Origin of the sequence: Lacrimispora sp. (genome assembly GCF_031982545.1) — a bacterium.
Taxonomy (GTDB): domain Bacteria; phylum Bacillota; class Clostridia; order Lachnospirales; family Lachnospiraceae; genus Lacrimispora.
Window position 1 is genome coordinate 94528 of the sequence record NZ_DALYXB010000006.1, and the last position, 24102, is coordinate 118629.

Annotated in this window: 30 protein-coding genes and 1 tRNA gene; 9 read left to right on the forward strand and 22 right to left on the reverse strand. The window is 40.1% G+C overall.

Annotated elements, in window-relative coordinates; all coding sequences use genetic code 11:
* Positions 1–9: 9 nt before the first annotated feature.
* From ABS301_RS11415 to ABS301_RS11440, 6 genes are all read right to left on the reverse strand, one after another.
* Positions 10–318: a V-type ATP synthase subunit F gene (locus ABS301_RS11415; RefSeq protein WP_104439578.1), complete on the reverse strand. Its 309-nt coding sequence runs from the start codon at positions 316–318 to the stop codon at positions 10–12.
* Positions 319–321: 3 nt separating this feature from the next.
* A complete protein-coding gene (locus tag ABS301_RS11420) occupies positions 322–753 on the reverse strand; it encodes an ATP synthase subunit C (protein ID WP_104439579.1) in 432 nt (143 codons plus the stop codon).
* 21 nt (positions 754–774) lie between these two features.
* Complete coding sequence (locus ABS301_RS11425) at positions 775–2703, reverse strand: V-type ATP synthase subunit I (RefSeq protein ID WP_349672348.1); 1929 nt, start codon at positions 2701–2703, stop codon at positions 775–777.
* A gap of 17 nt (positions 2704–2720) precedes the next feature.
* Positions 2721–3767 (reverse strand): V0D/AC39 family V-type ATPase subunit, encoded by a 1047-nt coding sequence (locus tag ABS301_RS11430; protein WP_349672349.1) that lies wholly within the window; start codon positions 3765–3767, stop codon positions 2721–2723.
* 4 nt (positions 3768–3771) lie between these two features.
* Positions 3772–4083 carry an ATPase gene (locus ABS301_RS11435; RefSeq protein WP_277409720.1) on the reverse strand — a complete coding sequence of 104 codons (312 nt, stop codon included), beginning with the start codon at positions 4081–4083 and terminating at the stop codon, positions 3772–3774.
* Between the two features lie 221 nt (positions 4084–4304).
* The gene (locus tag ABS301_RS11440) at positions 4305–5384 is read right to left on the reverse strand and encodes an SH3 domain-containing protein (protein ID WP_349672350.1); all 1080 of its coding nucleotides are present in this window, start codon (positions 5382–5384) and stop codon (positions 4305–4307) included.
* A gap of 247 nt (positions 5385–5631) precedes the next feature.
* Here ABS301_RS11440 and trmB point away from each other — a divergent pair, with 247 nt between their 5' ends.
* From trmB to ABS301_RS11455, 3 genes are all read left to right on the forward strand, one after another.
* Positions 5632–6267 (forward strand): tRNA (guanosine(46)-N7)-methyltransferase TrmB, encoded by a 636-nt coding sequence (gene trmB, locus ABS301_RS11445; RefSeq protein ID WP_349672351.1) that lies wholly within the window; start codon positions 5632–5634, stop codon positions 6265–6267.
* Between the two features lie 88 nt (positions 6268–6355).
* Entirely contained in the window at positions 6356–6508 is a 153-nt protein-coding gene (locus ABS301_RS11450) for a hypothetical protein (protein ID WP_277409718.1), read from the forward strand.
* Between the two features lie 111 nt (positions 6509–6619).
* Positions 6620–6692: transfer RNA gene (locus tag ABS301_RS11455), tRNA-Lys, on the forward strand.
* Positions 6693–6899: 207 nt separating this feature from the next.
* Here the strand turns inward: ABS301_RS11455 and ABS301_RS11460 are convergent.
* From ABS301_RS11460 to ABS301_RS11520, 13 genes are all read right to left on the reverse strand, one after another.
* Positions 6900–7991 (reverse strand): hypothetical protein, encoded by a 1092-nt coding sequence (locus ABS301_RS11460; RefSeq protein WP_349672352.1) that lies wholly within the window; start codon positions 7989–7991, stop codon positions 6900–6902.
* A 160-nt stretch (positions 7992–8151) separates the two neighbouring features.
* Positions 8152–9117, reverse strand: coding sequence for a tyrosine-type recombinase/integrase (locus ABS301_RS11465; RefSeq protein WP_349672353.1), 966 nt, complete (start codon positions 9115–9117; stop codon positions 8152–8154).
* Entirely contained in the window at positions 9110–10726 is a 1617-nt protein-coding gene (locus ABS301_RS11470; RefSeq protein WP_349672354.1) for a hypothetical protein, read from the reverse strand. The genes ABS301_RS11465 and ABS301_RS11470 overlap by 8 nt, the downstream gene beginning before the upstream one ends.
* Before the next feature lie 205 nt (positions 10727–10931).
* On the reverse strand, positions 10932–11564 hold the full coding sequence (locus ABS301_RS11475; RefSeq protein ID WP_349672355.1) for a zonular occludens toxin domain-containing protein: 633 nt from the start codon (positions 11562–11564) through the stop codon (positions 10932–10934).
* A 78-nt stretch (positions 11565–11642) separates the two neighbouring features.
* Positions 11643–11879, reverse strand: a complete 237-nt coding sequence (locus tag ABS301_RS11480) for a hypothetical protein (protein WP_349672356.1) — start codon at positions 11877–11879, stop codon at positions 11643–11645.
* Positions 11880–11883: 4 nt separating this feature from the next.
* Positions 11884–13398 (reverse strand): hypothetical protein, encoded by a 1515-nt coding sequence (locus ABS301_RS11485; protein WP_349672357.1) that lies wholly within the window; start codon positions 13396–13398, stop codon positions 11884–11886.
* A 150-nt stretch (positions 13399–13548) separates the two neighbouring features.
* The gene (locus ABS301_RS11490) at positions 13549–13809 is read right to left on the reverse strand and encodes a hypothetical protein (RefSeq protein WP_349672358.1); all 261 of its coding nucleotides are present in this window, start codon (positions 13807–13809) and stop codon (positions 13549–13551) included.
* Between the two features lie 13 nt (positions 13810–13822).
* Positions 13823–13945, reverse strand: a complete 123-nt coding sequence (locus ABS301_RS11495; RefSeq protein ID WP_278321370.1) for a hypothetical protein — start codon at positions 13943–13945, stop codon at positions 13823–13825.
* On the reverse strand, positions 13938–14129 hold the full coding sequence (locus tag ABS301_RS11500) for a hypothetical protein (RefSeq protein ID WP_349672359.1): 192 nt from the start codon (positions 14127–14129) through the stop codon (positions 13938–13940). The genes ABS301_RS11495 and ABS301_RS11500 overlap by 8 nt, the downstream gene beginning before the upstream one ends.
* Complete coding sequence (locus tag ABS301_RS11505) at positions 14129–14497, reverse strand: hypothetical protein (protein WP_349672360.1); 369 nt, start codon at positions 14495–14497, stop codon at positions 14129–14131. The genes ABS301_RS11500 and ABS301_RS11505 overlap by 1 nt, the downstream gene beginning before the upstream one ends.
* A 395-nt stretch (positions 14498–14892) precedes the next feature.
* On the reverse strand, positions 14893–15120 hold the full coding sequence (locus tag ABS301_RS11510) for a hypothetical protein (protein WP_104433306.1): 228 nt from the start codon (positions 15118–15120) through the stop codon (positions 14893–14895).
* A 79-nt stretch (positions 15121–15199) separates the two neighbouring features.
* On the reverse strand, positions 15200–15475 hold the full coding sequence (locus ABS301_RS11515; RefSeq protein WP_349672361.1) for a hypothetical protein: 276 nt from the start codon (positions 15473–15475) through the stop codon (positions 15200–15202).
* Complete coding sequence (locus tag ABS301_RS11520) at positions 15472–15762, reverse strand: hypothetical protein (RefSeq protein ID WP_349672362.1); 291 nt, start codon at positions 15760–15762, stop codon at positions 15472–15474. Before ABS301_RS11520 ends, ABS301_RS11515 begins: the two co-directional genes overlap by 4 nt.
* A 289-nt stretch (positions 15763–16051) precedes the next feature.
* Between ABS301_RS11520 and ABS301_RS11525 the strand changes: the two genes are divergently transcribed.
* Complete coding sequence (locus ABS301_RS11525; protein ID WP_170072113.1) at positions 16052–16408, forward strand: helix-turn-helix domain-containing protein; 357 nt, start codon at positions 16052–16054, stop codon at positions 16406–16408.
* A gap of 871 nt (positions 16409–17279) precedes the next feature.
* On the opposite strand, the gene ABS301_RS11530 is transcribed toward ABS301_RS11525, so the two are convergent.
* The 3 genes from ABS301_RS11530 to ABS301_RS11540 form a co-directional block, all read right to left on the reverse strand.
* Positions 17280–18092 carry a DUF1189 domain-containing protein gene (locus ABS301_RS11530; RefSeq protein ID WP_349672363.1) on the reverse strand — a complete coding sequence of 271 codons (813 nt, stop codon included), beginning with the start codon at positions 18090–18092 and terminating at the stop codon, positions 17280–17282.
* A 101-nt stretch (positions 18093–18193) separates the two neighbouring features.
* A complete protein-coding gene (locus tag ABS301_RS11535; RefSeq protein WP_349672364.1) occupies positions 18194–18385 on the reverse strand; it encodes a hypothetical protein in 192 nt (63 codons plus the stop codon).
* Between the two features lie 89 nt (positions 18386–18474).
* Positions 18475–19932, reverse strand: a complete 1458-nt coding sequence (locus ABS301_RS11540) for a GGDEF domain-containing protein (RefSeq protein WP_349672365.1) — start codon at positions 19930–19932, stop codon at positions 18475–18477.
* A 674-nt stretch (positions 19933–20606) separates the two neighbouring features.
* Between ABS301_RS11540 and ABS301_RS11545 the strand changes: the two genes are divergently transcribed.
* The 5 genes from ABS301_RS11545 to atpA are packed head-to-tail and all read left to right on the forward strand — an operon-like array spanning position 20607 to position 24102.
* Positions 20607–21302 carry a F0F1 ATP synthase subunit A gene (locus ABS301_RS11545; RefSeq protein ID WP_349672366.1) on the forward strand — a complete coding sequence of 232 codons (696 nt, stop codon included), beginning with the start codon at positions 20607–20609 and terminating at the stop codon, positions 21300–21302.
* A gap of 28 nt (positions 21303–21330) precedes the next feature.
* Positions 21331–21549, forward strand: a complete 219-nt coding sequence (gene atpE, locus ABS301_RS11550) for an ATP synthase F0 subunit C (protein WP_097005478.1) — start codon at positions 21331–21333, stop codon at positions 21547–21549.
* Positions 21550–21603: 54 nt separating this feature from the next.
* The gene (atpF, locus tag ABS301_RS11555) at positions 21604–22104 is read left to right on the forward strand and encodes a F0F1 ATP synthase subunit B (RefSeq protein ID WP_349672367.1); all 501 of its coding nucleotides are present in this window, start codon (positions 21604–21606) and stop codon (positions 22102–22104) included.
* Positions 22085–22588 carry an ATP synthase F1 subunit delta gene (atpH, locus tag ABS301_RS11560; protein WP_349672368.1) on the forward strand — a complete coding sequence of 168 codons (504 nt, stop codon included), beginning with the start codon at positions 22085–22087 and terminating at the stop codon, positions 22586–22588. Before atpF ends, atpH begins: the two co-directional genes overlap by 20 nt.
* A gap of 5 nt (positions 22589–22593) precedes the next feature.
* Positions 22594–24102, forward strand: coding sequence for a F0F1 ATP synthase subunit alpha (atpA, locus tag ABS301_RS11565; RefSeq protein WP_349672369.1), 1509 nt, complete (start codon positions 22594–22596; stop codon positions 24100–24102).

Here is a 24102-nt window from a genome sequence, read left to right on the forward strand (position 1 = left end):
ACCTCTTTCTTATAGTTTTAATCCGATTGCTTCGTTGACATAATCCGTGATAAAGTTGGGCTTGCGGCCAGTACCGTGGCGGTCAGGGATTTCGATAATTAACGGCAGCTTGCGGTTTAATTTGACATCATTAATGATGTCAGGAAATGCTTTCCCGAATTTTTCCGTCAAGAGGATGATCCCGATCTCTTTGTCGGCCAGAACCTTATCAAGCTGGCTTTTCAATTCTGCTTTTTCATGAACGACAGCGCCTTCTACGCCGGCCAGTCTCATACCTGTCCAGGTATCCACATTGTCGCTGATCAGATACATTTTCATAAATTATAATTTACCTAAGATCATAAAGGATATGATCAGGCCATAGAGACAAACACCTTCGGCAAGACCTACGAAGATCAGTGATTTACCAAGTATGGAGCCATCCTCGCTGATGGCGCCCAGTGCTGCACTTGCTGCTGCGGAAACAGCAATTCCGCCGCCGATACAGGCAAGACCGGTAGAAAGAGCGGCTGCCAGATATCCCATTCCTGCAACGCCGGCAGAAGCATTTGCAGCAGCTTCTGCAGCCTGCGCCTGGCCGTTAAAGAGAAAAATACCGGATACGGCAATGGTGCCAAGAAACAGAAGTAAGTTAATTCCCAGCGCTTTTTTATAACGCCCTTTTGATTTCTCCCCCATGGCAAAAGCTCCGAACGGGATTGCAATGCTTAAAAGTAATGCAGCTGCTAATGTAATTTTTACTAATGTTGACATATTGGTTTCCTCCTGAAATAATTAATTTTTCTTTCCGTAAGGTTTAAATGCACGGCCGGTTCCACGGTAAAAGCGGCTGAATAATTCATAATATTCCAGACGAAGGACCTGAATTCCTACAATCAGTCCTTCCATGCCGCAGACAAATAAGTTGCCTAAGATCACGCCAATCCAGTTGGGGGTGCCGGCCTCTGCTCCGGAAAGCATTAATACAACTCCCATCATGGCAGCATGGCTGATTGCAAAAGCGCCCACTCTGACAAAGGAAAGTGTATTGGAAAAATAGCTTAAGAGAACTTCAAACAGTTCGAAAAATCCCTGTATTACAAACATGCCCCTGCCTTCCGGAAGTACCGCTGCTTTGCGCTCCAGCAGGGCGGTTAGCGGTTCTTTAAAGAATATAAGAAGAAGCGGAAGTCCGAACATTAAAATTAAAATTGCGGATGCCGGTATTGGATTGCCTGTCATATAAAGAACGATGGTAAGGACAAGGCTTGCATAAAAAATAAGTCCGGCGGCACCGTTGGTATCAAAAAGCGTTCGCTCCGGATCATGTGACCGGATGCTGTTTATGATATTGAGTATCATGGTAAGAAGTATAATTCCCATACCGATGCAGATTGCAGCAATGAATACGGTATTCAGTTTACCGATAAACGGCAGATTGGTCATATGCTCCATTGGACGCAGCCATACGGCATGTATCACATCTTCAAATCCAAATACGCTGCCAAACAGGAATCCGAATATGGTGGAAAAGAATCCGCAGCAGGATATGATGGCAGCCAGGCTGGCCTTTTTCAGACGGAAAAGAAGAAATCCGCCAAAGAGGAGGCAAAGTCCCTGACCAACATCCCCGAACATAAAACCAAACAGGAACGAATAAGTAATTCCAATGAGAATCGTAGGATCGATCTCATTATATGCCGGAAGACCGTACATTTTTATAAACAGTTCAAATGGCTGAAATAACCGGGGATTTAACAGCTTTGTGGGAGGATCGCTCATAATGTTACTGTGGTCATCTTCCACGATGCAGAAAGTCTTCTCGTCATTGGAGATTTCTTTCTGGAATGCCCTGGCGTCCCGGAAGCTCATCCAGCCGCAGAGAATGTAAAAGGTATTGATATTCTGCTTGGTGCAGGCAGCAAGCTTTCTTACATTAAAATTAGTGGAAAAGGTCTCCAGACGGTTTAGTCCGGATAACAGATCAACCCTTCTTGTCTCCAGTATCTGCTCCAGATCCTTTTTAACGGCATTCTGTTCTGTCTCAAGTACCTTTATTTTATCCTGCAGGTTATGAATGGCATCGGAAGGAGTTCCTTTATACTCGTCAGGCACAAAGAATCGTTCGAAATGCATGGACGAATAAATCGCATCAATCTGATTAGAGATTGTATCCGGGACAAAGTAAACCAGCCAGACGTATTCTGAATCTTCCCGGCATTTATAAAGGACTGTGTCTATTGTGTCATAAACGTAGCTTTCGAATTTGTTATAGTATTCGTGTAAAATTCGTCCAAAACGGAATTTGATGTACTTAAAATGCAATATGGAACTTAAATCGTAATTCAGTCCCGTAAACGGTATTATTTTTTCCAGAGACTGGTTTAAGGCATCGATTTTTTCCTGATATTCTGCCTGCGCTGTGGTCAGCTCTTCCACCTGAGATCCAATTTCCTCAACTGTTCTGACCGCTTCTTCAATTGATACATCCTTTAAGTCTGTATCAGTGATGTTATCAGAAAGAAGTCTGGACAACTCCTGGGCGCGCTGATATGTGTCCTTATATGGATTGGTTTCGATATAAGGCCGTAAATCTTTTACCGTTTTCAGCTCTGACAACGCATTCTCTAAATGAATCTCATATTTGGACAGATAGGTATCTATGACCCGGTCAATATCTTCTTTTGGTCCGGTAATACTTAAAAACTTCATTTTTTCAATCACAGGAAAAGCTACCCCCTTTACTGTTTAACTACATAGGAGATAATTTCTTCCGGCTTCAGCTGATACCGGATACTCTCTATGAGTGTTATTATTTTTTGAATTTCCTCCTCCTTTAAATAAAGATAGGAATTTAGTGTTGCGATGGAATATGGATTCTGTCTGCTTGTGGAACGGTATATTTTATCGAGAACCTCACTGGTAAGCTGCTCTAAATCTGGTTTCTCCCTTACATCCATATCCGCCTTCTGACCGTAATAGGTAGTTTTAAGGACAGCAAAAAATTCATCCATCGTCCCGGATTCTACCAACTTCGCAGTCTGATCCTTTTTTAAATGATAATGAAACGGAATAAGAAGTGCATAAATATCAGCGGATTGTAAGTGGTAATATTTAAGGGAACGGTATATCCACTGAATATTGAGCAAATCAAGTTTACTGCCAAAACATTGGATTAAAAGTTCCTGCGACTTTTTGTTTAAGTATTTACTCATTACTTTCCAGATTGTTTTAAAATAAAGCAGATCCAGATGTACTTCATAATCAAACAGTGTCGTTTCGGTTCCCTCTTCTAAATGGATCAGAAGATCGTAGTAGATGGAGCCCTCCAGATTTGCAATAAATTCATGTAAATTTGCGGAAGAGGAAAGCTTCATTAAATCCAGTGAAGAATGTTTGAAAAAAAAGTCCCTGAACACAGAAAGATCGATATCCAGCTGGTTTCGTCCCATGGCGTTACGGAAACATTTTTTCAGGATATCGATTTCAAAGTGCATAAAATATAAGTCAAGGAATTTACGCTGTGTTAAGTTGGAAAAACGGTAGAGCTTTGCAAAATCCTGGTACAGGGACAGGATAAGCCGCTGTTCAATCGCACCCCGGTGAAGTTTTTCATCATCCACATCGGAAAACAAGCCCTCATAGGCTTTTAAATGTCTTAAATACTCCACTGCATCGGAAACTGTTTCAAGAGCAGCCATATCACGGAACTGGCTGTCGGAGATCAGATGGCTTTCCATCGCCCGTACCTTGGTTGTCAAACCGCTGTAGGATAACAGATTTCCCATTGAATCACTCCTTTATCATGTTATTGAATAGTTCCTCTGCATATTGGGTATGATGGACTTCAAAGTTTTTTTCCATAGCCTTCAGGATTTCTTGCAACTCATCCCTCTGTTTCTTTAAGCGTTGATTCATTTTGATTTCCATACCTGCTCTCAGTTTCTCTATTTCTTTTTCTGTTTCTTGTTCCAGCTGGGCATCAAATGCAGCAGTGCGTTCATCCATTTCTTTTGCAAACGCTTTTTTCTGTTCATTGGCATGTTCCATGATGGAAGTGGCAGCTGATTCGATCTCAGATATTTTATCAATCACAACATCCATTTTTTGCCCTCCTTTTGTGAATAGTGAACTAAAATAAAAAGGTTCTAATTATTAATAATACTACAATTAAAAAAAATTTCCATAGTAATTTGGAAAAAACATATAGAAGTCTGAATTTTGACATAAATATAAAGTATGCCAACCGTACTATACTTATGCATTATATACATAAAAAAGCGAAGATCAAAAGCAGTCTGCTTTTGATTCTTCGCTTAATAATATTATTGACTTGCGGCTTTCGTGGTTTCGGAAGCCGATTCTGATTCTGATTTACCAGTTCCTTCCGTGACGGTCAAAAATTCCGTTGCTACGTAGGCCTGTTTCCCTTCAAATGTGATAACGGTCCATTTATCATCATAGGTTTCAACATACTCCACAACAGTACCAGACGCAAGGCTTCCAAGCTTTGTGCTGTCGGAAGCAGGTTTGGACCGGACATTCAGTTTACTTTTCGTTGTATAAACTTTCGGAGGCTCTGTTTCTGTTTCCGCAGGCTCAGTGACAACTTCTGCAGTAGTAGATATTGGTTCTGAAGTAACTTCTGATGAGATCTCTGTAGGCACAGTTTCATTCTTTTTATCTTTCCCTGGTATCAGCTTTACAATAATCAGCACGACAACAAAAAGAACTAAAAATATAAGAAGCGGCTTTATTAAACCGGACAAATCAGAACGTTTATTTTTGATTCGGCGTCGGCTTCTGTTTTGAGGAGCCGGGCGTCTGTCATTCCTTGGGGCATTGCCCTGGGGGGGTCTTTGACCTGATCTGGAACCAGAACTCTGTGGAGCTCTGCGGGAAGAGCCGGTATTGGCTCTTTGAGGCGTTCCTGTTCTTCTGGGCTCGTCTGCTGTAGCTGCAGTTCTCTGGGATGCAACTCTTGGTGCGACAGGAGCGGCCTGTACACCTGCAGTGCGTGGTTTCTGGGCTTGTGAACCCTGATTGCTTTTATGAAATGCATTTGTAAAGGCAGTAACTTCAATAGAAATCAGTTTACAGGCTTCTGACGCATCATAGGGACTGTCATTGCCTTCATGCACTGCTTTATTACCAAGTACCCGGATCCGATGGTAGTGATCTTTGACCGTTTGGGAAATAAATCGTCCTTCATATAACTGGTCAATGCTGTCTGCCAGATCGGTTTCCACAATCAAAGCCTTTTCGGCAAGAAAATGAATCATATATTCCAGAGTCTGACGAGCTTTGATCATGACCATGTTATACTGCTTCTGGTTCATAAGTGATTCGGTTTCCCTCAAACCCTGCTGGATTTTGATCCAGAGACTGTTATCTGTAGTTCCCATGTATTTCCTCCTTTGCAAAACGGTTGTATCCTAATATACAGACATTATACTAGATTATAGTAAATTGCGCACCTGTTATTTTATTGTTTTTGAATTTGTAAGAGAAAATTAAAAAATATATGAGGGACGCCTATAAATAGGAGGAGTAACTTGCGCATTTTATATCCTATATGATACAATCTATCTGCCATACGCCATTAAGGCATTGAATTGAATTGGAAAGATGATTAATTGGAGGAATAAAGATATGAGGCTACGTCACATCCCCGGATCGGAAGAGGAAATTGCTGCGAGTCCTTATGTAATCCAGAACCCGTCTGGGAAAAAAGGATGCTGGAAGGATGTATTTGGTAATGAAAACCCAATAGAAATAGAAATCGGTATGGGAAAAGGCCGTTTTATCATGGAACTGGCTGCACTACATCCGAATATTAATTATGTCGGTATTGAACGGTATCCCAGTGTTTTACTGCGGGGATTACAAAAACGGGCGGATCTGGAGCTGAATAACATTTACTTCATGTGTGTTGATGCCAGGAATCTGGCTGAAATTTATGCGCCGGGAGAAGTTGAAACAATCTATCTCAATTTTTCGGACCCATGGCCGAAGGATCGTCATGAGAAGCGCAGGCTTACTTCTGAAGATTTTATGGCAGTATATAATCAGATTTTAAGACCAGATGGAGTCGTAGAATTTAAAACCGATAACAGGGCATTGTTTGATTATTCTCTGGAAGCCATTCCAAGAGCTGGGTGGAAGATTAAAAACTTCACATATGATTTACACAACGACGAAATGGGAATCGGGAATGTAATGACGGAATATGAAGAAAAATTTTCATCAAAAGGAAATCCTATTTATAAGCTGATTGCCTGTCGATAACCTAAAAAATAATTACCGGTCTTCTTTCTATAACCAGGAGACCGGTTTTGCATATAATAAAGCAAAAGGTGAGGCAGGTGAGCGTACCATGGGAATGAAAGATAAGGTAACAAATAAGCTTTTGCAGGCAACCAGCGATAAAACTGAGCTGAATAAGAAAATGCTCGCATGGAACAAATCTTTTGTGGAAGTGAACAAAACACTGGGTGGAAATAATAAAAAAAGTACAAATAATAAATAAATTCGAAAAAGTTGTAAATATTTTGTAAAAAAGGTGTTGACTTTTGCAGAATACGGTTATATAATTACACACGTGCTTGAGACAAGAGCACACCGAAAAAACGAAAGACAAGCGCCTTTAGCTCAGTTGGTAGAGCAGTAGACTCTTAATCTATTTGTCCAGGGTTCGAGTCCCTGAAGGCGCACTAAAAAAGTACTGGTTTTGCAGACGGAGAGCTGCGGGGTCGGTGCTTTTCCTTTGTGTAAAAATAATGGTCGGAATCTATTTGTCCTTTGGGAAGGACTTAGGGGTAAAAAAAGTACTGTCTTTGACGGGTGGGAACGTCGGGGACAGTACTTCTTTATTTATCAAAATATTGAAATCATTATAAACATTATGTGAAGTGCAAAGGTTAAGCGCTTTGTTTTTTTGCATAATACTGTTTTATAATCTCGGACTGGCTAATCATTTGATCTATAACAGATTTCTCTTGTTTCAAACACTCAACCATTTCTATGTATTCCTTTTCTCCACGTGCCTTAACAAGTATACGTTTAACATCCTCATTCATATAGAAATCATCAAATGAATTTCGAATAGATATAAGTTGCAACGGGTTTATTTTTAACTGGGTTTCCAAAAAGGTTAAAGCTTCTGTTACTTTTCCAAGTCGATAAAGACTTTGGAATTTTATTGACCAAGTATGTTCTGAAGATTTTTTTTGTATCTCGGCCAACCATAATCTTCTAAGGCATTTTTTATATTCGCCTCTATAATAGGCATTATATGTATCCCTCCATTTATAATTCCAAGCTATTTTAGTGTTTATTGAGATATCAATATATTTAAACGACAGAACAATTTGCTGTAACTTAAGAAACATTTCGTAAATTTCAAACATATTGTTTGCCATATAAGCAAGGTTAGGGTTTACAGGTTTAAATATTTCGCCACCAATGATTATGCCACTATCTCCCCCATAGCTATATACTCTTATTTTTGTAATTATCTTTTTAATTAAAAGAATTTCATTTGCTGACAAAAAATTGGTAAACATATAAATGTTTTTTGCTTTTTCGCACATTGAAGTAGAAAGTTCTTCAAATCTCTCTCCAATGCACAGATATTTAGTTGCCATATCGTCATATAGATAGCTTTCATTAAGACATTTGTTTTGCAACCATTTCTCAAAATCTTCTTTTGTAATTTTTCCAGCATAAATTTCGGACTGTATTAATGAAGTTGGAGATATGTGCTCACTAAGTTTGAATGGTATTTGGATATAGTAGAATAAATCTTGGTAAAATTCATATATATCAAATTCGACTTTTGGACGTATCCTTTTTTGCCTTTTCCAGTCTGGAATAAAATTAAATACAATCCAAAAAATAAAGGCAGCGAGTAAGGAGAAAATAACATTTTTAACAAGTTCATCTAGTGTTATTACCCTAATGCAATGTATAATTTTGTTAATATTAGAAATGAGGCCATTTATAAGGCTCATTATTTATCCCTCCTTTAATCACATTATTTAAAAAAATAAATAATTCAGTATCTTAATTATAGTTTTAAATGGAAAATTATACAAGTAAAAAAGTGTATCTCAATCAAGTTCCCGGCCAGAGAAGTCCTGGCCGATCGGGAAGCTTAATTGAGATACTTTTTTATTTTATCTGACGGAAGAAAATATCATCCAGTTTATATACATCTGCATCCATCATCCGGTATTGGTTTGCCATTTTTACATAATCCCTGGTAGTAGTGTAATCACTATGACCCAGCATATCACGAAGAAATTCCAGGTTTCCACCACCGACCAGATAGGAGACAGCAAACGTATGTCTTAATAAATGCGGATGCAGCCTTTCAACACCTGTCCATTTCCTTATCCTGAAAAAGAGCTGCTTCAATACATTATAGTTGATAGCTCCTGAGCCATTTGTTTTAAGAATCAGTGCGTCCATAGGTTTAAAATCACGATAATCTAAATAACTGCGTAAGTATATCCTTAAATTCCAGGCCAGGGGAACAATACGGGATTTGTGATTCTTTGAATCTTCTATTAATATGTAATCTTTATCAAAGCAGATGTCCTTTACCTTTAAACCAATGACTTCCTCACTTCTTAGACCACCATCAAGCATAAGATGAACAATGCATAAGTTTCTAAGTCCCATTTCAGTTGAGTTTAAGAATACCTGATCTAATGCCTGAACCTCATGACTATATAAAGGAAGCTGTATCCGGGAATCATTGGTTGGAAGCCGGGGCCTTTTAAATGTAACCTCACAGTCCAGATCATCACGAATGTAGTTAAAGAACACCTTAACAGCTCTGGTATAGATTCTGATGGTAGAATTTTTTAGGTTTCCTTTCTTTTCTTCCCCGATCTTAAACGGATGCTTTTCATATTTGGGCTTAAATCTAAGATGCTTTATATAGCTTTGTACGATGTCAGGAGCCAGGCTATCCACCGGAATACGGTCAATCGGTTTTTTAAATTCCGATTCCAAAAACTCAAAGAAAAAGCTTAAGTTCTGCTCATAATATTTACAAGTACTATTATCACAATAAGATTCTTTTAACCCCATAAACTTTTCAAATGCTTTTTTAACCGTTATCTTATTCATTCGTAAAATCTCCTTGAAATTCATTTTTGCTCATGCTATTATGATTATAGACTTCACCAGTTGTTTTATCTATGATCGTGAGTTCAGACCTTGCAGTATATGTAAGGTTGCCTGGCAGTTCATCCGTGTTGAGCTGCTGGGCCTTTTTTGTTTTATACCGTAAAGCCTTTTCAACATCATTATCATTTAACGTACAAAGTGCATCTACAACGTCCTGCATGATATCATCTTCATTCATACCCTTATTATAAAATCCTAACGTTACAATACTATTGATCGCCCGTCGTTTCACCAGATCAGCATTTAGATGGCGGCTATATTCCCGTACCAGCTTAAGCTGCTTCGGGGGAATGTGTGTATCAACCAGTTTACAACTACGCAGAGACTTCCAGAAGCCACACATTTCACGGCGAGATTTATTCACATCCCCTTCCGGTTCTACCATACGAAATACATAGTTTGTCAGATAATCCATAATCAGTTTCCGATTGTCCAGGTAATCATAAATCCTTTTAGCGGTTAACTTTGACTTATTATCACGAAGCGGAAGTAGTACATAAGACTTTGAATGGCGGCGGCGTGTCTGATATTCTACATTCATAATCAGGTTTACTTTTGGTGTAAGAGCATCAACAAATTTCTGTAAGGTATCTTCCTCCATGGTCTGCTCCCCAGACAAGAGCCTGCGGCAGACTGACTTTGCACTTTCATCGGAACCATGTTCCAGGTAGAAGGAAGCACGGGCCATATTAAGGTACTGCCAGCTCCTGCGCTTATAACATTCTTCATAAACGTGTAGATCATAGCGGTTAATCAGGCCATTGAACAACCAGAAGTAAAAGAACCAGCCCTTATAACCCATTTCAACAACTTCTTTGCTTTTCATATAGATTCGTACAAAGACTTTATCCGTTCGCTTTCCCAGTGCAACATAATCAATTTCATAATCTTGACTGCCTTTCTTCTCTGTATGGGTGACAGCATCATTAAACCGATCTACACGCATTTTGTAAAAGTTTTCAAGGGAAAAGAAGCGTTCTGGATTACTTAGGTAGTTGCTATGCCAGCAATAATCAATTCGGTTTTCCTGGGCATAGGCGATCTGTAAGCCGAAATGTTCAGCTAATGTCTGGACATAATCATAAGACCGTTCAAATGATTCATTAACCCCGTATATCCAAAGCATATAACTTCTGATCTGTACCACCAATTCACAAGTGACGGATACCGCCGAATCGGAAGATTTAGGAACCACAGGAGCTAAGAAGATATCAAACCATTCAGGATATTCCAGGCAGACATTATACATCTTTGCAAAACTGAACGGTCTAAGATTTAAGAAGAATCCCGACCCGAACTCAAGACGCAGGAAGTCAACGTTTACATTTTTTGAGAGCTTCCGGTTCACATCATCAAAGTATTTTCGGAACTCCATGACTTTCATATCCAAAGAATCAGCGGTAAAGTCATTTACAAATTTCACAGAATAATAAAATGTATCAATGTTATGTAGAAACTTAGACTTCTTAAAATCAAACCAATACTTTCTATCATTTTCACCCATCTCATTAAAAATAGATGATTTTGAAAATTCTCTAGTCTGTATCATTTTACACCTCACTTTAATTAACTAAAGTTTTTGGGGAGAAGGGCTTTTCCCCAAATTTTAAAAACACCTTCCAGCCCTTGTATTTCCTAGAAAAAATACGAATTTTCCATGTATTTCCAGACCACGTTTTACAGGCACGTGGTGAGGGGGTTTTTGGTGTTGACGAGGGCGCCCGGCGCGTTCAGGGGCCCCGGCTACGCCACCCCTATCCGCCCTGGGTGCCCTCGTCAAACAACTTGTATGAATCGTACATACGATAGTACTTCTTGCGTCCGTAAAAAAATGAAGTGCCGCATTTTTCCTTGACCCCATACCAATATTCAACAGAAATAAAAAGGGGATGACCAAGAGAAAAGAGCCCCAGGAAAAACCCTACCATACCAAAGTTGTTTATCTTTCGGTGACGGTATTCGTATTCGATTAGGCTGCGGATTTGACGATCTACCAGGCGGTCAAACTGGCTGATCAGTATAATATGATAACCATACTTCCGGTGTTGGGTGAAAAAGTTAGCCCATTGCTGGCGGCTCCGGTCATTCCAGGAGCGGCAGTTGAAAATAAGCTGGCACTCATCTATGACAAGCCAGGTCTGACCCTCAATAATCTTTCCCCTCTTGTCCCGACGATGACATAAACGGGAAAAGTCCAGGAGCCAGTCAACCGTTAGATCAAAATTATCCTTGTAAAAGAAATAGCCTTTTTTCTTCGCTTTTATCAGATCGTAATTGATATCAAAATTCGCTATCACATTCTTTCCGTGATTCAGCTGAAAGTAAATGTCCTTTGCAACATGATAGGACTTTCCAGAGCCGGGAGTACCAGAATAAAAATAAATCATAAACAAACCCTCCTTGTATCTCATTTTTGTTCCTGGCCGAGCCCGATCGGAGCCAACCGGTGATTTATTTGAGATACATCATTCAATCATTTTTACCCAACGAAGGGCAAGCTGCACCAGGTAAAACAGACCAACCGCCGTAACCCAAAGCTGGGTAACTGCGATAATCTGCGCCACAGGAACAAAATAGTTTAAGTACCCTAAGAAGGGAATCTTATCAAGCTGACTTAAAAATGATTGAAATGGACTGTTAGGAAGAAATACAACACAGGCATTGGCAAGCTTTATTAAGATGTACCGGATTTGTTCTAACATAAAATCACCCCTTTACTAGATTTCTGGTAATGACGATCAGACAGATACAATAACCAATCAGCGTTGTTATTCGAACCAGCATGACCATAGGTTTCCAATCATCAGTAGACAAGTCAATTACAATGGTTTCATGAATATTCAGGCTATCTATTGTAAATGGCAGCTCCCACCGGGGTTCAGTAGAAGCGCTCTCAAAGATACTAATACAGGCAAATAAATCAAAGGGAATACAAAAGGGAAACTTTTTGGTTATATCTGACTGTATCTGCCAGTTATTCGCCTTTGCATCCTCTTCCCCGGCAAGGGATTTCGCAATGGATTCAGTAAGGGAAACAGGAAGGGCCTTAATACCAGCCAGAACATCCGAAATAGAACCCGGGATATCAATGATCCGGTCTTTAATATCCGTTAACCCTCTGGATATTGCTTTGACTACATCCGTTATTACACCCAGCGGCTTGGTGATATCCGGTATCCAGGGGTAAGTTCCTGTATGTTCGCCCTCCTCTGCTTTTTCGCCGTATGTAACATTGATGGTTGATGCCAGAACCTGAGCCCGGTCAGCAGCGGTTATTGATGATTGCACATCAGATACAAGCTGTTCTGCAACATAAGAATCTTTTGGAATTGTGACCTCAACATCGGAAGTAACATCACGCTGCTGCGTATCAACATCGGAATTAACATCCACCCAGGTATAAGCACCAGTATATTCATTGATGGTATCCCCCAGGGTTCCATAAGAAAGATAAGTCTTTAATTCATCAAGAGAGCCGTAAACAGGAAACGGAATATTTGACATCGTTTCTGCGGTATAATCAGTTCCGGAAATCAGCATATAAGAGAAGTTTGTCTTTTCGTAAGGGTAGTAAGTATTGGTTCCGGAATTGTTCGAATAGGTAACTCTGGAAACCGGAGAAACTAATTTACCATCGTCATTCATATAATAGATTTCAAGAGTTTTGGAGCCAGACAACACACCCCCGACACGTTTCTCCTTTTGCAGCAAAAAGATATCGGAATGGCGGACAAGAGTATCACTTGAATGGTCATAGGAAAAATAGAAATCATCTGCCGATAAAGCAGGATTAAACTTTGAAAGGTCAACTCCCATGTTGTAGGAGTAGGAACTCTCAAATGAATTGTCAAGTCCGATTTGAAGTTTACTGATCCCGGTATTGGTTCCATAACCACTTTTGCTTTTAAAATAATCCTTAACCATATCAATGGTTTCCTGGCCCAATTTAACAACAGACCCGTAAGAGAATTCAGCCATAGCTTTATATGCAGTAAGGTATTTGGTATCTACTTTGACAAAGTCACCAATATCAGAAATAACGGAACCTAGATTTTTCGTGGAAACATCAACACCAACAGCGGACATTAAAATCGTCCATACATAATCAACAGCAGTTAAAACACCGGAGCCATAGACATACCTGGCACCAAGATAATCACTGACAGGAGTAAAAACCAGCATGAAAACAGCAAGGCACAAACAGAATCCTCTTTTTATCATAGACATAAAAGCTCCTTTCTAAGTATCTCAAATTTTCCTTCAGGAGATCCGGAGCAGTTGCGATCGGAAAAGGAAGTGAGATACAATAAAAATTTGTACAAAAAAGGAAGGGCAGGGCTTGCCCTTCCTGATCTGCCGTGACATTGGTCTTTATTTCGCAATCTGCCGGAAAAATTTAATCCCGAATCTGACCGCCATTCCAGCACCCACAACAACTAAAGCAATCGGGAGAGCTGCGGCAATCGTAGCTAGCATGTCACCTTGCACACTGGTAAATGCAGTCGTCATGATTCCGGTAATATCAACACTACCTTCCGCTGCATAAGCTGGAACCGCAGAAGCCATTGATACCGCAACCGGGAGAGCAACAAGTCCAATCCTGCGTGCATTTTCCTGAATTTTGTTAGTCATAAAATATCCTCCTTTAAGATTTTATCATTAACCCCAGTAGGGAGCTAATTACATAGAAAATCAGTTCAACAATCAGTTTTAATATGATACCGATACAAATACCACCGGAACATACCGCTATGTATGTTTCAATCATGCCAGGGCCTCCTGCTTATCAGACAAACACCGATCAAAACACCTAAGAACAACAAAAGAACAATTGCAAAATCTTGGTCAGGGTAAACGGCGGAAGAGGTCTCTTCTTCATCTTCAAGGGTATATGCTTCCGCTTGATCAACCTCCAAATCAAAATCAGCTTCCGATAATGTAAAAAGAATCATCAGCTAACCTTCTTGTCAGGCTTTTGATCAGGTTCCTGATTTGTATTGAATTGGCTGTCAGGTACCGGAGTAATCTGTACATCGGAAATATAGTCAAGATCAATTATTTTAAGGACTGGCTTTCCATCACTTCCAATGGACATGCTAAATTCTGCATCATAGAGAGCAGGAGCCCTTTTGATTTTTCCCATTACCTGAAATTCACAAGAGGACTTAGCCGGGCGGGTTCCTTTGGTGCCGTTTACATTGTCTTCGGCAACCAAATCCGTGTTAAAGTAATAATTAACAGATGTTCCCTGAACACGTTTTCCTGAATCGTCGGTCATATCATACTGACCAGCATAAAGTAAAATAATCTGCATTTTCATAAAAATATACCTTCCTTTCATCTAAGACAGCTCTAAAAAGCTATCTGCAATTAATATGACATATTTGATATACTGCAAAGTTCAAAATCGGGGAGAGTAACCCGGTCAAGGCCTGACTGATATTTAGGTATTGTCCGAGCAATTTGGGCCCCCCGGCGATGCCCCCAAATTGCCAAGCTGCCGTACCGGATACCCGATACAGAGCCAGGCGGGGCGGTAATCAAGGAAATAAGGGGAATTGCATCAACCTGGCGATGGTTGGAGTATTGACTGGCGTAAGCTGTTGTAAGCACCCAGCGCAATGGCTGCGCCTGCGCCGGGTGCCTGACCGAACGGCGGGGAATTTCGCCCGGTCAGTTTCGGGCCAGACCTAAACCAAAACCTGGCCCGGATTTTCATTTTTGAATGGTTTGGTTTAAAACCCTTGTAATGCTTTCTTTGGCATTCATGACACCAGCCGTCCCATACATGGTATGGAAAACGATATCATTAACAACCTGACCAATACCAAAGTCAAACAATACGTAATACTTGATAAAGCCTTTTAAAATATCTTTGTCACTTAAATCCCTATGTGCCAGAGCGAGCAACCAAATTTTTAAATCTTCCGTGTACCGTTCCATTAATGAATCCCCCCCCTTTCCATGTATCTCACTTACCGCAGCTGCAGCCTGGCTAATGAAGCAGTTTTGAGATACAGAATTAAATGATATGGCGACTGCGGATATATGTTATATCAAAGGATAATGATCTCAATTCAGATGCTAATTCATCAAATCGTTTCGCAGTATCTTTAAGGTACTTTTCTCGTTCGGAAATTTGCTTGTTAAGCCGATCAAGCGTTTCATTTCTTTCTGGTTCGGTATCTCTGGCATCCCGAATAACATTAACAAACTTCTGGTTGAACCCTTCCCCTGAATAACTGTTTATGTAATCGTAAATCTCTTCCGGAATTCTTACACTTTTTGCAACACTCATGCCGACACCTCCCGGAGCATTCCATGTTTCATAAGGTACTGAATGCTGAAATGTTCAATCAGGTAATCGGTGCCTTCTGATTCGTTTCGAAAGCAGATGATCGTGTCGCCTAAGACGGGTGTAACAGTTACACGGATATAGTCACCAGTAACGGGGTGTTGATATGACATCCAGTAGCAGGAATGATGATGACTAAAGTCGCATTTGTGCACCAAGGGAAGATTGTTGTTGACTGCACTCATAAGTGCATACATCTTAGATTTGTTTAGATTAAGCTTATAACCCATTTGACCTCCTATCCGCAGCGGGTATAAGAGCCTGCCGCAAACACATCATTAATAAGTTACTATGTTTACAGGAGCGGTCAAAAATGTTAGAATAAGACTGCGACGTTTTATTTAACATTTTTGGTGCTCCTGTGTTGGAGCTCCATATTAGACATCTGTAAAGATGATAATATGGCGGTATCTGTGAAGGGTGAAAAGGTAACACGCCTTACGTTTTTTATTATATCCCAACATAATGGGATTGTCAATTGATATATCCCAACTAAATGGGAAATTTGAGAGGATAAATATGATTGATGAATTAGGATTTGGTCAAAGATTAGAACAAGCTATGATAAAATCTGGATATAGCAATGCGAGATTAACTAAAGAACTGAATCTATCTAAAAATGCAATAGGTAATTATAAAAACAATCAAATCCCTAATACTATCACATTATTCGAGATATCCCAAAGATTAGGGATAAGTATGGAGTATTTACTGACCGGAGAAGAAAAGCATAGGGAACTTTCAGAAGATGAGCTAGAATTATTAAAGTATTTTCGAATGCTGCCCCAAAAAATAAAAGATCGAGAAATAGGACGTTTGGAGGATAGGGCTGAACAATACTCGACGGGGAAATCATCAGATTCAATGATAGGATAAAACATAAATAGATTGTATCTCAACTCAATTCCTGATCGGAGCAGCTCCGGGCAACCAGGGCGGAAAATTGAGATACAAAAGAGGGGAGCTCACGAAAACAGAGCCCCCCTCTTTGCGAAAATTGTAGACGAACAACGAAAAAGGAAATATAATGTAATTGTTGTCCACCCTATACCGTGCAACGGAAAGGGGGTGTGCGTGATGCAGTTTATATTAAGTTTCTTAGTTTCGGTCATGGCAGATGTAGTTGGCTATTACATACGCAAATGGTTAGACCGAGACAATATGGACAACTAACCGAAAAGAAACCCCGGAGACTAGCCCTCTCCGGGGTTTCGCTTTGTGCGTAATGCACATATTAAGTTTCTTGGCTATCTTTATCATATTCCATCCATATGAAGATGTCAAGTGAAACTTGTATCTCAATTATGCCGCAGCTGCCAGGATCCGGAAACAGAATTGAGATACACCGAAAATAAGAAAGTTCAGGACATGTGCCCTGAACCTTCCTAGCTGTTTTTATCCCCAACCCGTACAACGGAAAGGATATAGTTATTCTATACCCCAATGAATGGTATGTCAATAATTCTAGTATCTCAAATCCCGCTCTGATCGCTGGCTGCAGCTCTCAAAACGAGATACAAAAACAAATTCCTCTTAATCTATTTGTCCAGGGTTCGAGTCCCTGAAGGCGCACTAAAAAAGTACTGGTTTTGCAGACGGAGAGCTGCGGGGTCGGTGCTTTTCCTTTGTGTAGAAATAATGGTGGGAATCTGTTTGTCCTTTGGGAAGGACTACATATATTTGAGTTTTTATAACTCCTAACAAGAAAATCCAGGGCAGGCACCCTGGATTTTTACTTATTTCGCTTTTATCTAAAATAATCACTTTGTTCTGAAACTATTTCTATGGGTTTTTCCAGATCAGATTCTTTCATCTTCTGAATGGCAAGTACAAGGAACAGCACGGAAATTCCAAAATTAATGATGCCAAACATCGGTATGGAAAACGGCAGGAAGGATACAATTGCTTTAAGCAATAGAGGCAGCGTTCTGGCATAAACCGACATCTGATACAACTGTCCAAAGGTAAGACGGTAATTCAAACAGGAGGCGGTTATCATTCCAATAAGGGCAACCACCAGTACACCGAAGAAAAACAACACCGTCATGAATATAAACGCCAGAATCATAAAAGCTATAACAATCAGATAGGCCCTGGGTACCCACTGCCGGAGCTTTTCCCTGCTGAAAGTAAAATCAAAATCGGAAAAGTATCTTCCAGTAATTTCGCCTTTATTCTTTACAATAATCTTTTGTGCATCCATCAGGATTACCTGATAATAGTCTGAAATATATTCTCCGATCTCATCAGCATCATAAAAAGAGGTATCCGGAGAGGTGTTTATGTATATATACATTCCGCCTTGTTCATATTCAACCGGCTTCTCAACCCAAAGCGTTCCTTCGCTCAATTTAAAATCAGGAATATAATCTTCTATAATTTTTACAAATCCTCCTGTTTTAAACTGAAATCTAAAAAATGGAATTATCATGGTCAGTGAAAAATACAAGACCATAAGGACAAACCCTGCCAAGAATACTTTCCTGCGTTTGTTTTTAATAAATTCCTTATAGATTTTAAAATCATAAATTGATAAAAAAAGTTCTTTAAATACATTCATTCTCATTTTTCCTTCCCTGTAACTGTATTGTATCCTTTCTCTTAAGTGTTTATATACATAATTATCTTATCATAGGGTGTATGAAAGGAGAAGTCTTACATTTATTCTATTTCGTAATAGCTTCCATTCTGTCTTTTGCATTTCTTTTTAAGCTCAGCATTATCTGCCGAGAAAGCCTCCATATCCTTATAAGTCTTGATCCGGTTTGAGATTCCTGCGACGGACAGGCTGGCGATTGGAAATTCTTCTGTGATTCCCCTCCTGTTTTTCGATATGATATAACCCCGAACCATATCATCTTTATGGTATAGGGAAGAAACGCGGTAAGAGAAGCGCTCAATTACTTCTTCACAATAGTTTTCTGCTTCATGGTAATCGCAGATTACAATAAAATCATCCCCTCCGATATGACCAATGAACTCATTTTTGGTAGCCGCTTTTTTAAAATATCTGCTAGAAGCATCAGCATCATATCTCCGGATTGAAAGCTGTATGCATCATTATAAGATTTGAAGTTATCAATATCAAAATATATAATACAATAGGGAGAATCATTTAATACCCTGTACAGAATCTCCTGGTCAATTAACAGGTTGCCGGGCAATCCCGTCAGTGGATTTGAGTGCATGGCGGTATCGACCTCTACCTTTGTACAGGCTTCAAGAAGATCTTTGATGGTCACAATACCCCAGTACATCCCTTCTTTTTCCACAACGATCGGGTTATAAAGCTGATCATAATGCCTTTGCATGGCAAGTTTGGAAACCTGGTTGACGGGCATATCGTAATTCACACTGAGGAAGTTTTTGCTGGTCAGCTGCTGTATGCTTCTTTTGGAGTTGAGGCTGAAACCATATCTTCCTCCGAATTTCTCGATTAAGGAGGTTCTGGTCATAAAACCAATGGCAGCGCCGCCTTCTGTCACTGTAAATTCCGTAATAGAGGGATCATTTTGAAGTTCTTCATATATTCTCAGAGCCTTTTCCTGTGGGAAAAACGTATGCCCTGAACGTGACAGATACCCAGCCATGGGATAAAGTGAGGCTATATTTTTCCTGATGTAATTTTTAGCCTGACAGTTTCTGATTAAATCAGCCTTATCTTTGGAAATGTCCTTAAAATACGGATCGGGGCAGCCCAAAAAGAAGCCCTGACCATAACCGACACCCAGACCAACCAGTGTTTCCAATTCTGCTTCCGTTTCGATTCCTTCTGCAATTACAAGTATACCTGCATTTTTTCCGAATTCAGACAGTGCCTTAATCAGCAACTGCTTTGTTTCGTCCTTATGTACATCTCTGATCATATTCATGTCAAGCTTTATTAAATCTGGTCTGGCGTTTGCAATTATATTAAGTCCGGAGTAACCGGCGCCCACATCATCAATTGCAATACCGTAATTCTGCTTTTGATAATGCTCAACTGCAGATGTAAAGGCATGGGTATCCAATATAGACACGCGTTCTGTTATTTCAAAAATGATGTCATTAGAACTTAAACCGAATTTTTGAAGGTATGCTTTGGTAAAGCCTTCTCGAAATGCGTTATCATAAATAATATTACAGTTTACATTGAGAAAAAGCTTTTTACCCCGCTCCATGTGTATGGAATGTTCAAGCGCTTTTACCCTGCACAGAGTTTCCAGTTCCCAGGACTTATTATGTTTAAATGCTGTTAGAAACATCTCCTCTATATTCATTTCCAGTTCTTTTTGAGAAATACGGCTTAACGCTTCATATCCGTAGGTTTTTCCATCCACAAGCGAAACAATTGGCTGGAATACCGGTGTCAAATGCCGGCCTTCTAAAATTCTGTTTAATAGCTGTTGTTTGTCGTCCATAACAATGCTCCTTATTCCGTTCACATTGTGATGAATCCATATTATTGGATAAATTAAATTTAAACAAGCATATTACGGTAAAGATTATGTAATACTTGTCTTAAGGGCTGATGCTCCTTTCTGAAAGAAAAAAGCATTTTATATTTTATTTTTCCTGTATCTTCCAATTTCTATTCCATTTTAATAAGAAGAGAGAGAATCAAAATTATATTTCTATACGTGGGAGCATTTGTGTGTTTTGATAGCTGCACTTTAGCACGGTAAAATGGTAGTTGGTTTTTTACCCATCTTAATTACTGTATTTGGACGATCGTTCGTTACTTATGACGATGAATTAAAAAAAACGAAAAAAATACATGGCAATTTACACAAAATATTAGAAAAAAATTCTACATATAACCTAGAAAAATTTCTTTAAAGAGATTAAGTTTACAATTTGTTTACATTTTAGGTTAAAAAATTAATAATAATTTTAGATTTTAGGTAGTTAAAATTGTTCCAAATGTTCAAACAATTGTGCGCATTAATAAGATGTTATGAATCAGACAAAAAGTTGACAATTTTTGCAGATGAAAGTATGATACACGGTATACCTGAGCAACATTGTATATTTACGCGTACAATATTGTTGATCGGGAACCATAAAGGAGAAAAAACAGTCTCTAAGAAAGGAAGTGAGCATTACGGAGGAGCTGGCAGAGAAGTTATTAGAGGAACTGAACTGCGAAACGGTCTTTACCATTCCGATATTCGGCGGCATTCCAATCGCTGAGTCCGTAGTGGTGACATGGGTTATCATGTTGGCATTGACTGTCCTTTCCATCATCCTGGTTAGAAATTTACAGGTTGAGAACCCTGGAAAGAAACAGCAGGTGCTTGAGATGGCCATCGGCGGGCTTTACAATTTCTTTGAAAGTCTGATCGGTGAGGAAGGGAAACGTTATATCCCTTATCTGATATCTGTGGCAATTTATATAGCTGTGGCGAACTTAATCGGAATCATTGGATTTAAGCCTCCCACCAAGGATTTAAATTCCACTGCTGCACTTGCGGTAATGAGCATTGTGCTGATCGAATACTCCGGTTTTCATAAAAAAGGGGGAAAAGGTTTTCTAAAGGCATTTGCAGAGCCAATGCCGCTGTTAACCCCAATGAATGTCATGGAACTATTTATCAGACCATTGTCGCTGTGTATGCGATTATTCGGTAATGTTTTAGGATCATTCGTAGTAATGGAACTGATCAAACAGGTGGCGGGTTTCATCGTACCAATTCCGTTCACCATGTATTTTGACATTTTTGACGGATTGATTCAGGCATACGTATTTGTATTTTTAACAGGTCTATTTATGAAAGAAGCATTAGAATAAAACTATTGATGAAAAAGGAGAAATAATTATGTTTGCAGCAATTGGAGCAGGAATCGCAGTATTTACAGGTTTAGGAGCAGGAATCGGTATCGGTATCGCAACATCAAAAGCAACAGACGCAATTGCAAGACAGCCTGAGGCAGAAGGCAAGATCAGCAAAATGCTGTTACTTGGTTGTGCACTTGCAGAGGCAACCGCTATTTATGGTTTCGTTGTAGCCATTCTTATCATTTTATTCCTTAAATAATTTATACCGACAGGATGTACATGGAAAAAAATATTAGAAAGGCAGGCGATACAGATGCTTAGACTGGATATGAACTTTGTGTGGAATATCGTGAATCTCATCGTCCTGTATTTTCTGCTGAGGCATTTCCTGATTCAGCCGGTTATGAATGTCATTAATAAACGGCAAACGATGATTGAGCAGAGCATCAGCAATGCAAGGTCTTCAGAAGGGCAGGCAGCAGTTTTGAAAAAGCAGTATGAAGAAAAACTGGCCACTTCCGGAGAAGAGGGCGCTAAACTGATTGAGGAAGCGAAAATCCAGGCGAAAGCCCAGTATGACAGAATCTTAAAGGATGCACAGGAAGATGCGGGACGCGTGATCAGCGAAGCACAGAAAAAGACAGAAGCCGATCAGGAAAAAGCGATGCGAGAAGCAAAAGCCCAGATTGCTGGTCTGGTGATTGCGGCAGCAGCCAAGGTGGTTGGCCAGGAAACAAACGCGAAAGCAAATCAGGCGCTTTATGATTCATTTTTAGCAGAAGCAGGTGATTCCCATGACGCAGGCAGCAATTAATTACGGGCAGGTGCTGTATGAACTCTCCCTTCCCGAGAAGGTGATAGAGGATGCGGCTCTGGCGCTTAAAACGGTGCCGGAGCTTACGCGTGTCTTAAACAGCCCTGTGGTTTCCAAAACCAGCAAACACCGGGTTATCGAACGGGTATTTGACGAATCGATCAGAATCTTTTTTAAGGTGCTGGTTGATCGCCGCGATATGGATCTTGCAGATGAAATATTTGAAGCCTGGCGTTCCAGAGTATGCAAAGAAGCGGGCATTTTAGAAGCAACGCTTTATTATGTAACGGAACCAGATGAAGAACAGATCCGTGAGATAAAGGCCATGCTTTGCAGGAAATATGAGAAAAAGGAAGTAAGACTCTGCATGATCGAAGACCCCGGTTTAATCGGTGGCTTCATCCTCCGTGTGGGAGATGTGGAGACTGACTGGAGTTTAAAGGGACGTCTGAGACAATTAGAACAAAATATAATGCGGAGGTGAAAAACGTGGCTTCCATCAATTCAGATGAAATTATTTCTATATTGAGAAGTGAAATTAAGGATTATGACGCTCATGCCAGAGACCAGGAAGTTGGAACTGTCTTAAGCGTAGGAGACGGCATTGCAACGGTATACGGAATTGATCATGCAATGTACGGTGAAATTGTTATATTTGATAACGGTGTTAAGGGAATGGTTCAGGATATCAGAAGAGAAGATATCGGCTGCATTCTCTTTGGTTCAGACCGCGATATAAAGGAAGGCTGCAAGGTTACAAGGACAAAAAGACGTGCCGGAATTCCGGTTGGCGATCAGTTTGTCGGCAGAGTAGTAAATGCACTGGGAGCACCTATTGATGGAAAGGGAGAGATTCCTTCTGATGATTTCCGTCCAATTGAAAATGAGGCACCTGGTATCATCGACAGAAAGAGTGTATCCGTACCAATGGAAACCGGAATTCTTGCCATTGACTCCATGTTCCCAATCGGACGTGGTCAGAGAGAGTTAATCATCGGTGACCGTCAGACAGGTAAAACTTCAATTGCAGTAGACGCTATCTTAAACCAGAAAGGCAAAGATGTAATCTGTGTTTACGTGGCAATTGGGCAGAAGGCATCTACCGTAGCCAAGCTAGTAAATACCCTGACTCATTATGGCGCCATGGATTACACCATAGTAGTGTCTTCTACTGCAAGTGAGCCAGCTCCCCTGCAGTATATTGCACCTTACTCAGGAACGGCACTTGCTGAGCATTTCATGTATAAAGGCAAAGATGTACTGATCGTATATGATGATCTTTCCAAGCATGCGGTAGCATACCGTGCATTATCTCTGCTTCTTGAGCGTTCTCCAGGACGTGAAGCGTACCCAGGTGATGTTTTCTATCTTCACTCCAGGCTGTTGGAGCGTTCCAGCCGCTTAAAGGAAGAACTGGGAGGCGGTTCCATTACAGCGCTTCCCATTATTGAGACACAGGCTGGAGACGTATCTGCCTATATCCCGACAAACGTTATTTCTATTACAGATGGACAGATCTTTTTAGAGAGTGACCTCTTTTTCTCCGGTATGAGACCTGCAGTTAACGTTGGTCTTTCTGTATCCCGTGTAGGCGGTGCAGCTCAGACAAAAGCCATGAAAAAAGCAGCAGGAAGCATTCGTATCGATCTGGCACAGTGCCGTGAGATGGAGGTATTTACCCAGTTCAGTTCTGATCTTGATGCAGCTACCAAGGAACAGATTCAGTTCGGCAGAGGCTTAACGGAACTGTTAAAGCAGCCATTATGCCACCCATTAAGTCTTCATGAGCAGGTAATCAGTCTTTTAACAGCAAATAACCGTCTTTTACTGGATGTAGAAGTTCCGAAGATGAAAGAATTCCAGAGAAACTTACTTGATTTCTTTGAAAGCGTACATCCGGAAATTGTCAAAGAGATTGAGGAAACCAAGGCTTTGTCTGATGAGCTGCAACAGAAGATTCTCGACGGGGTTGCAGAATTTAAACAGAAACGGGTGTAA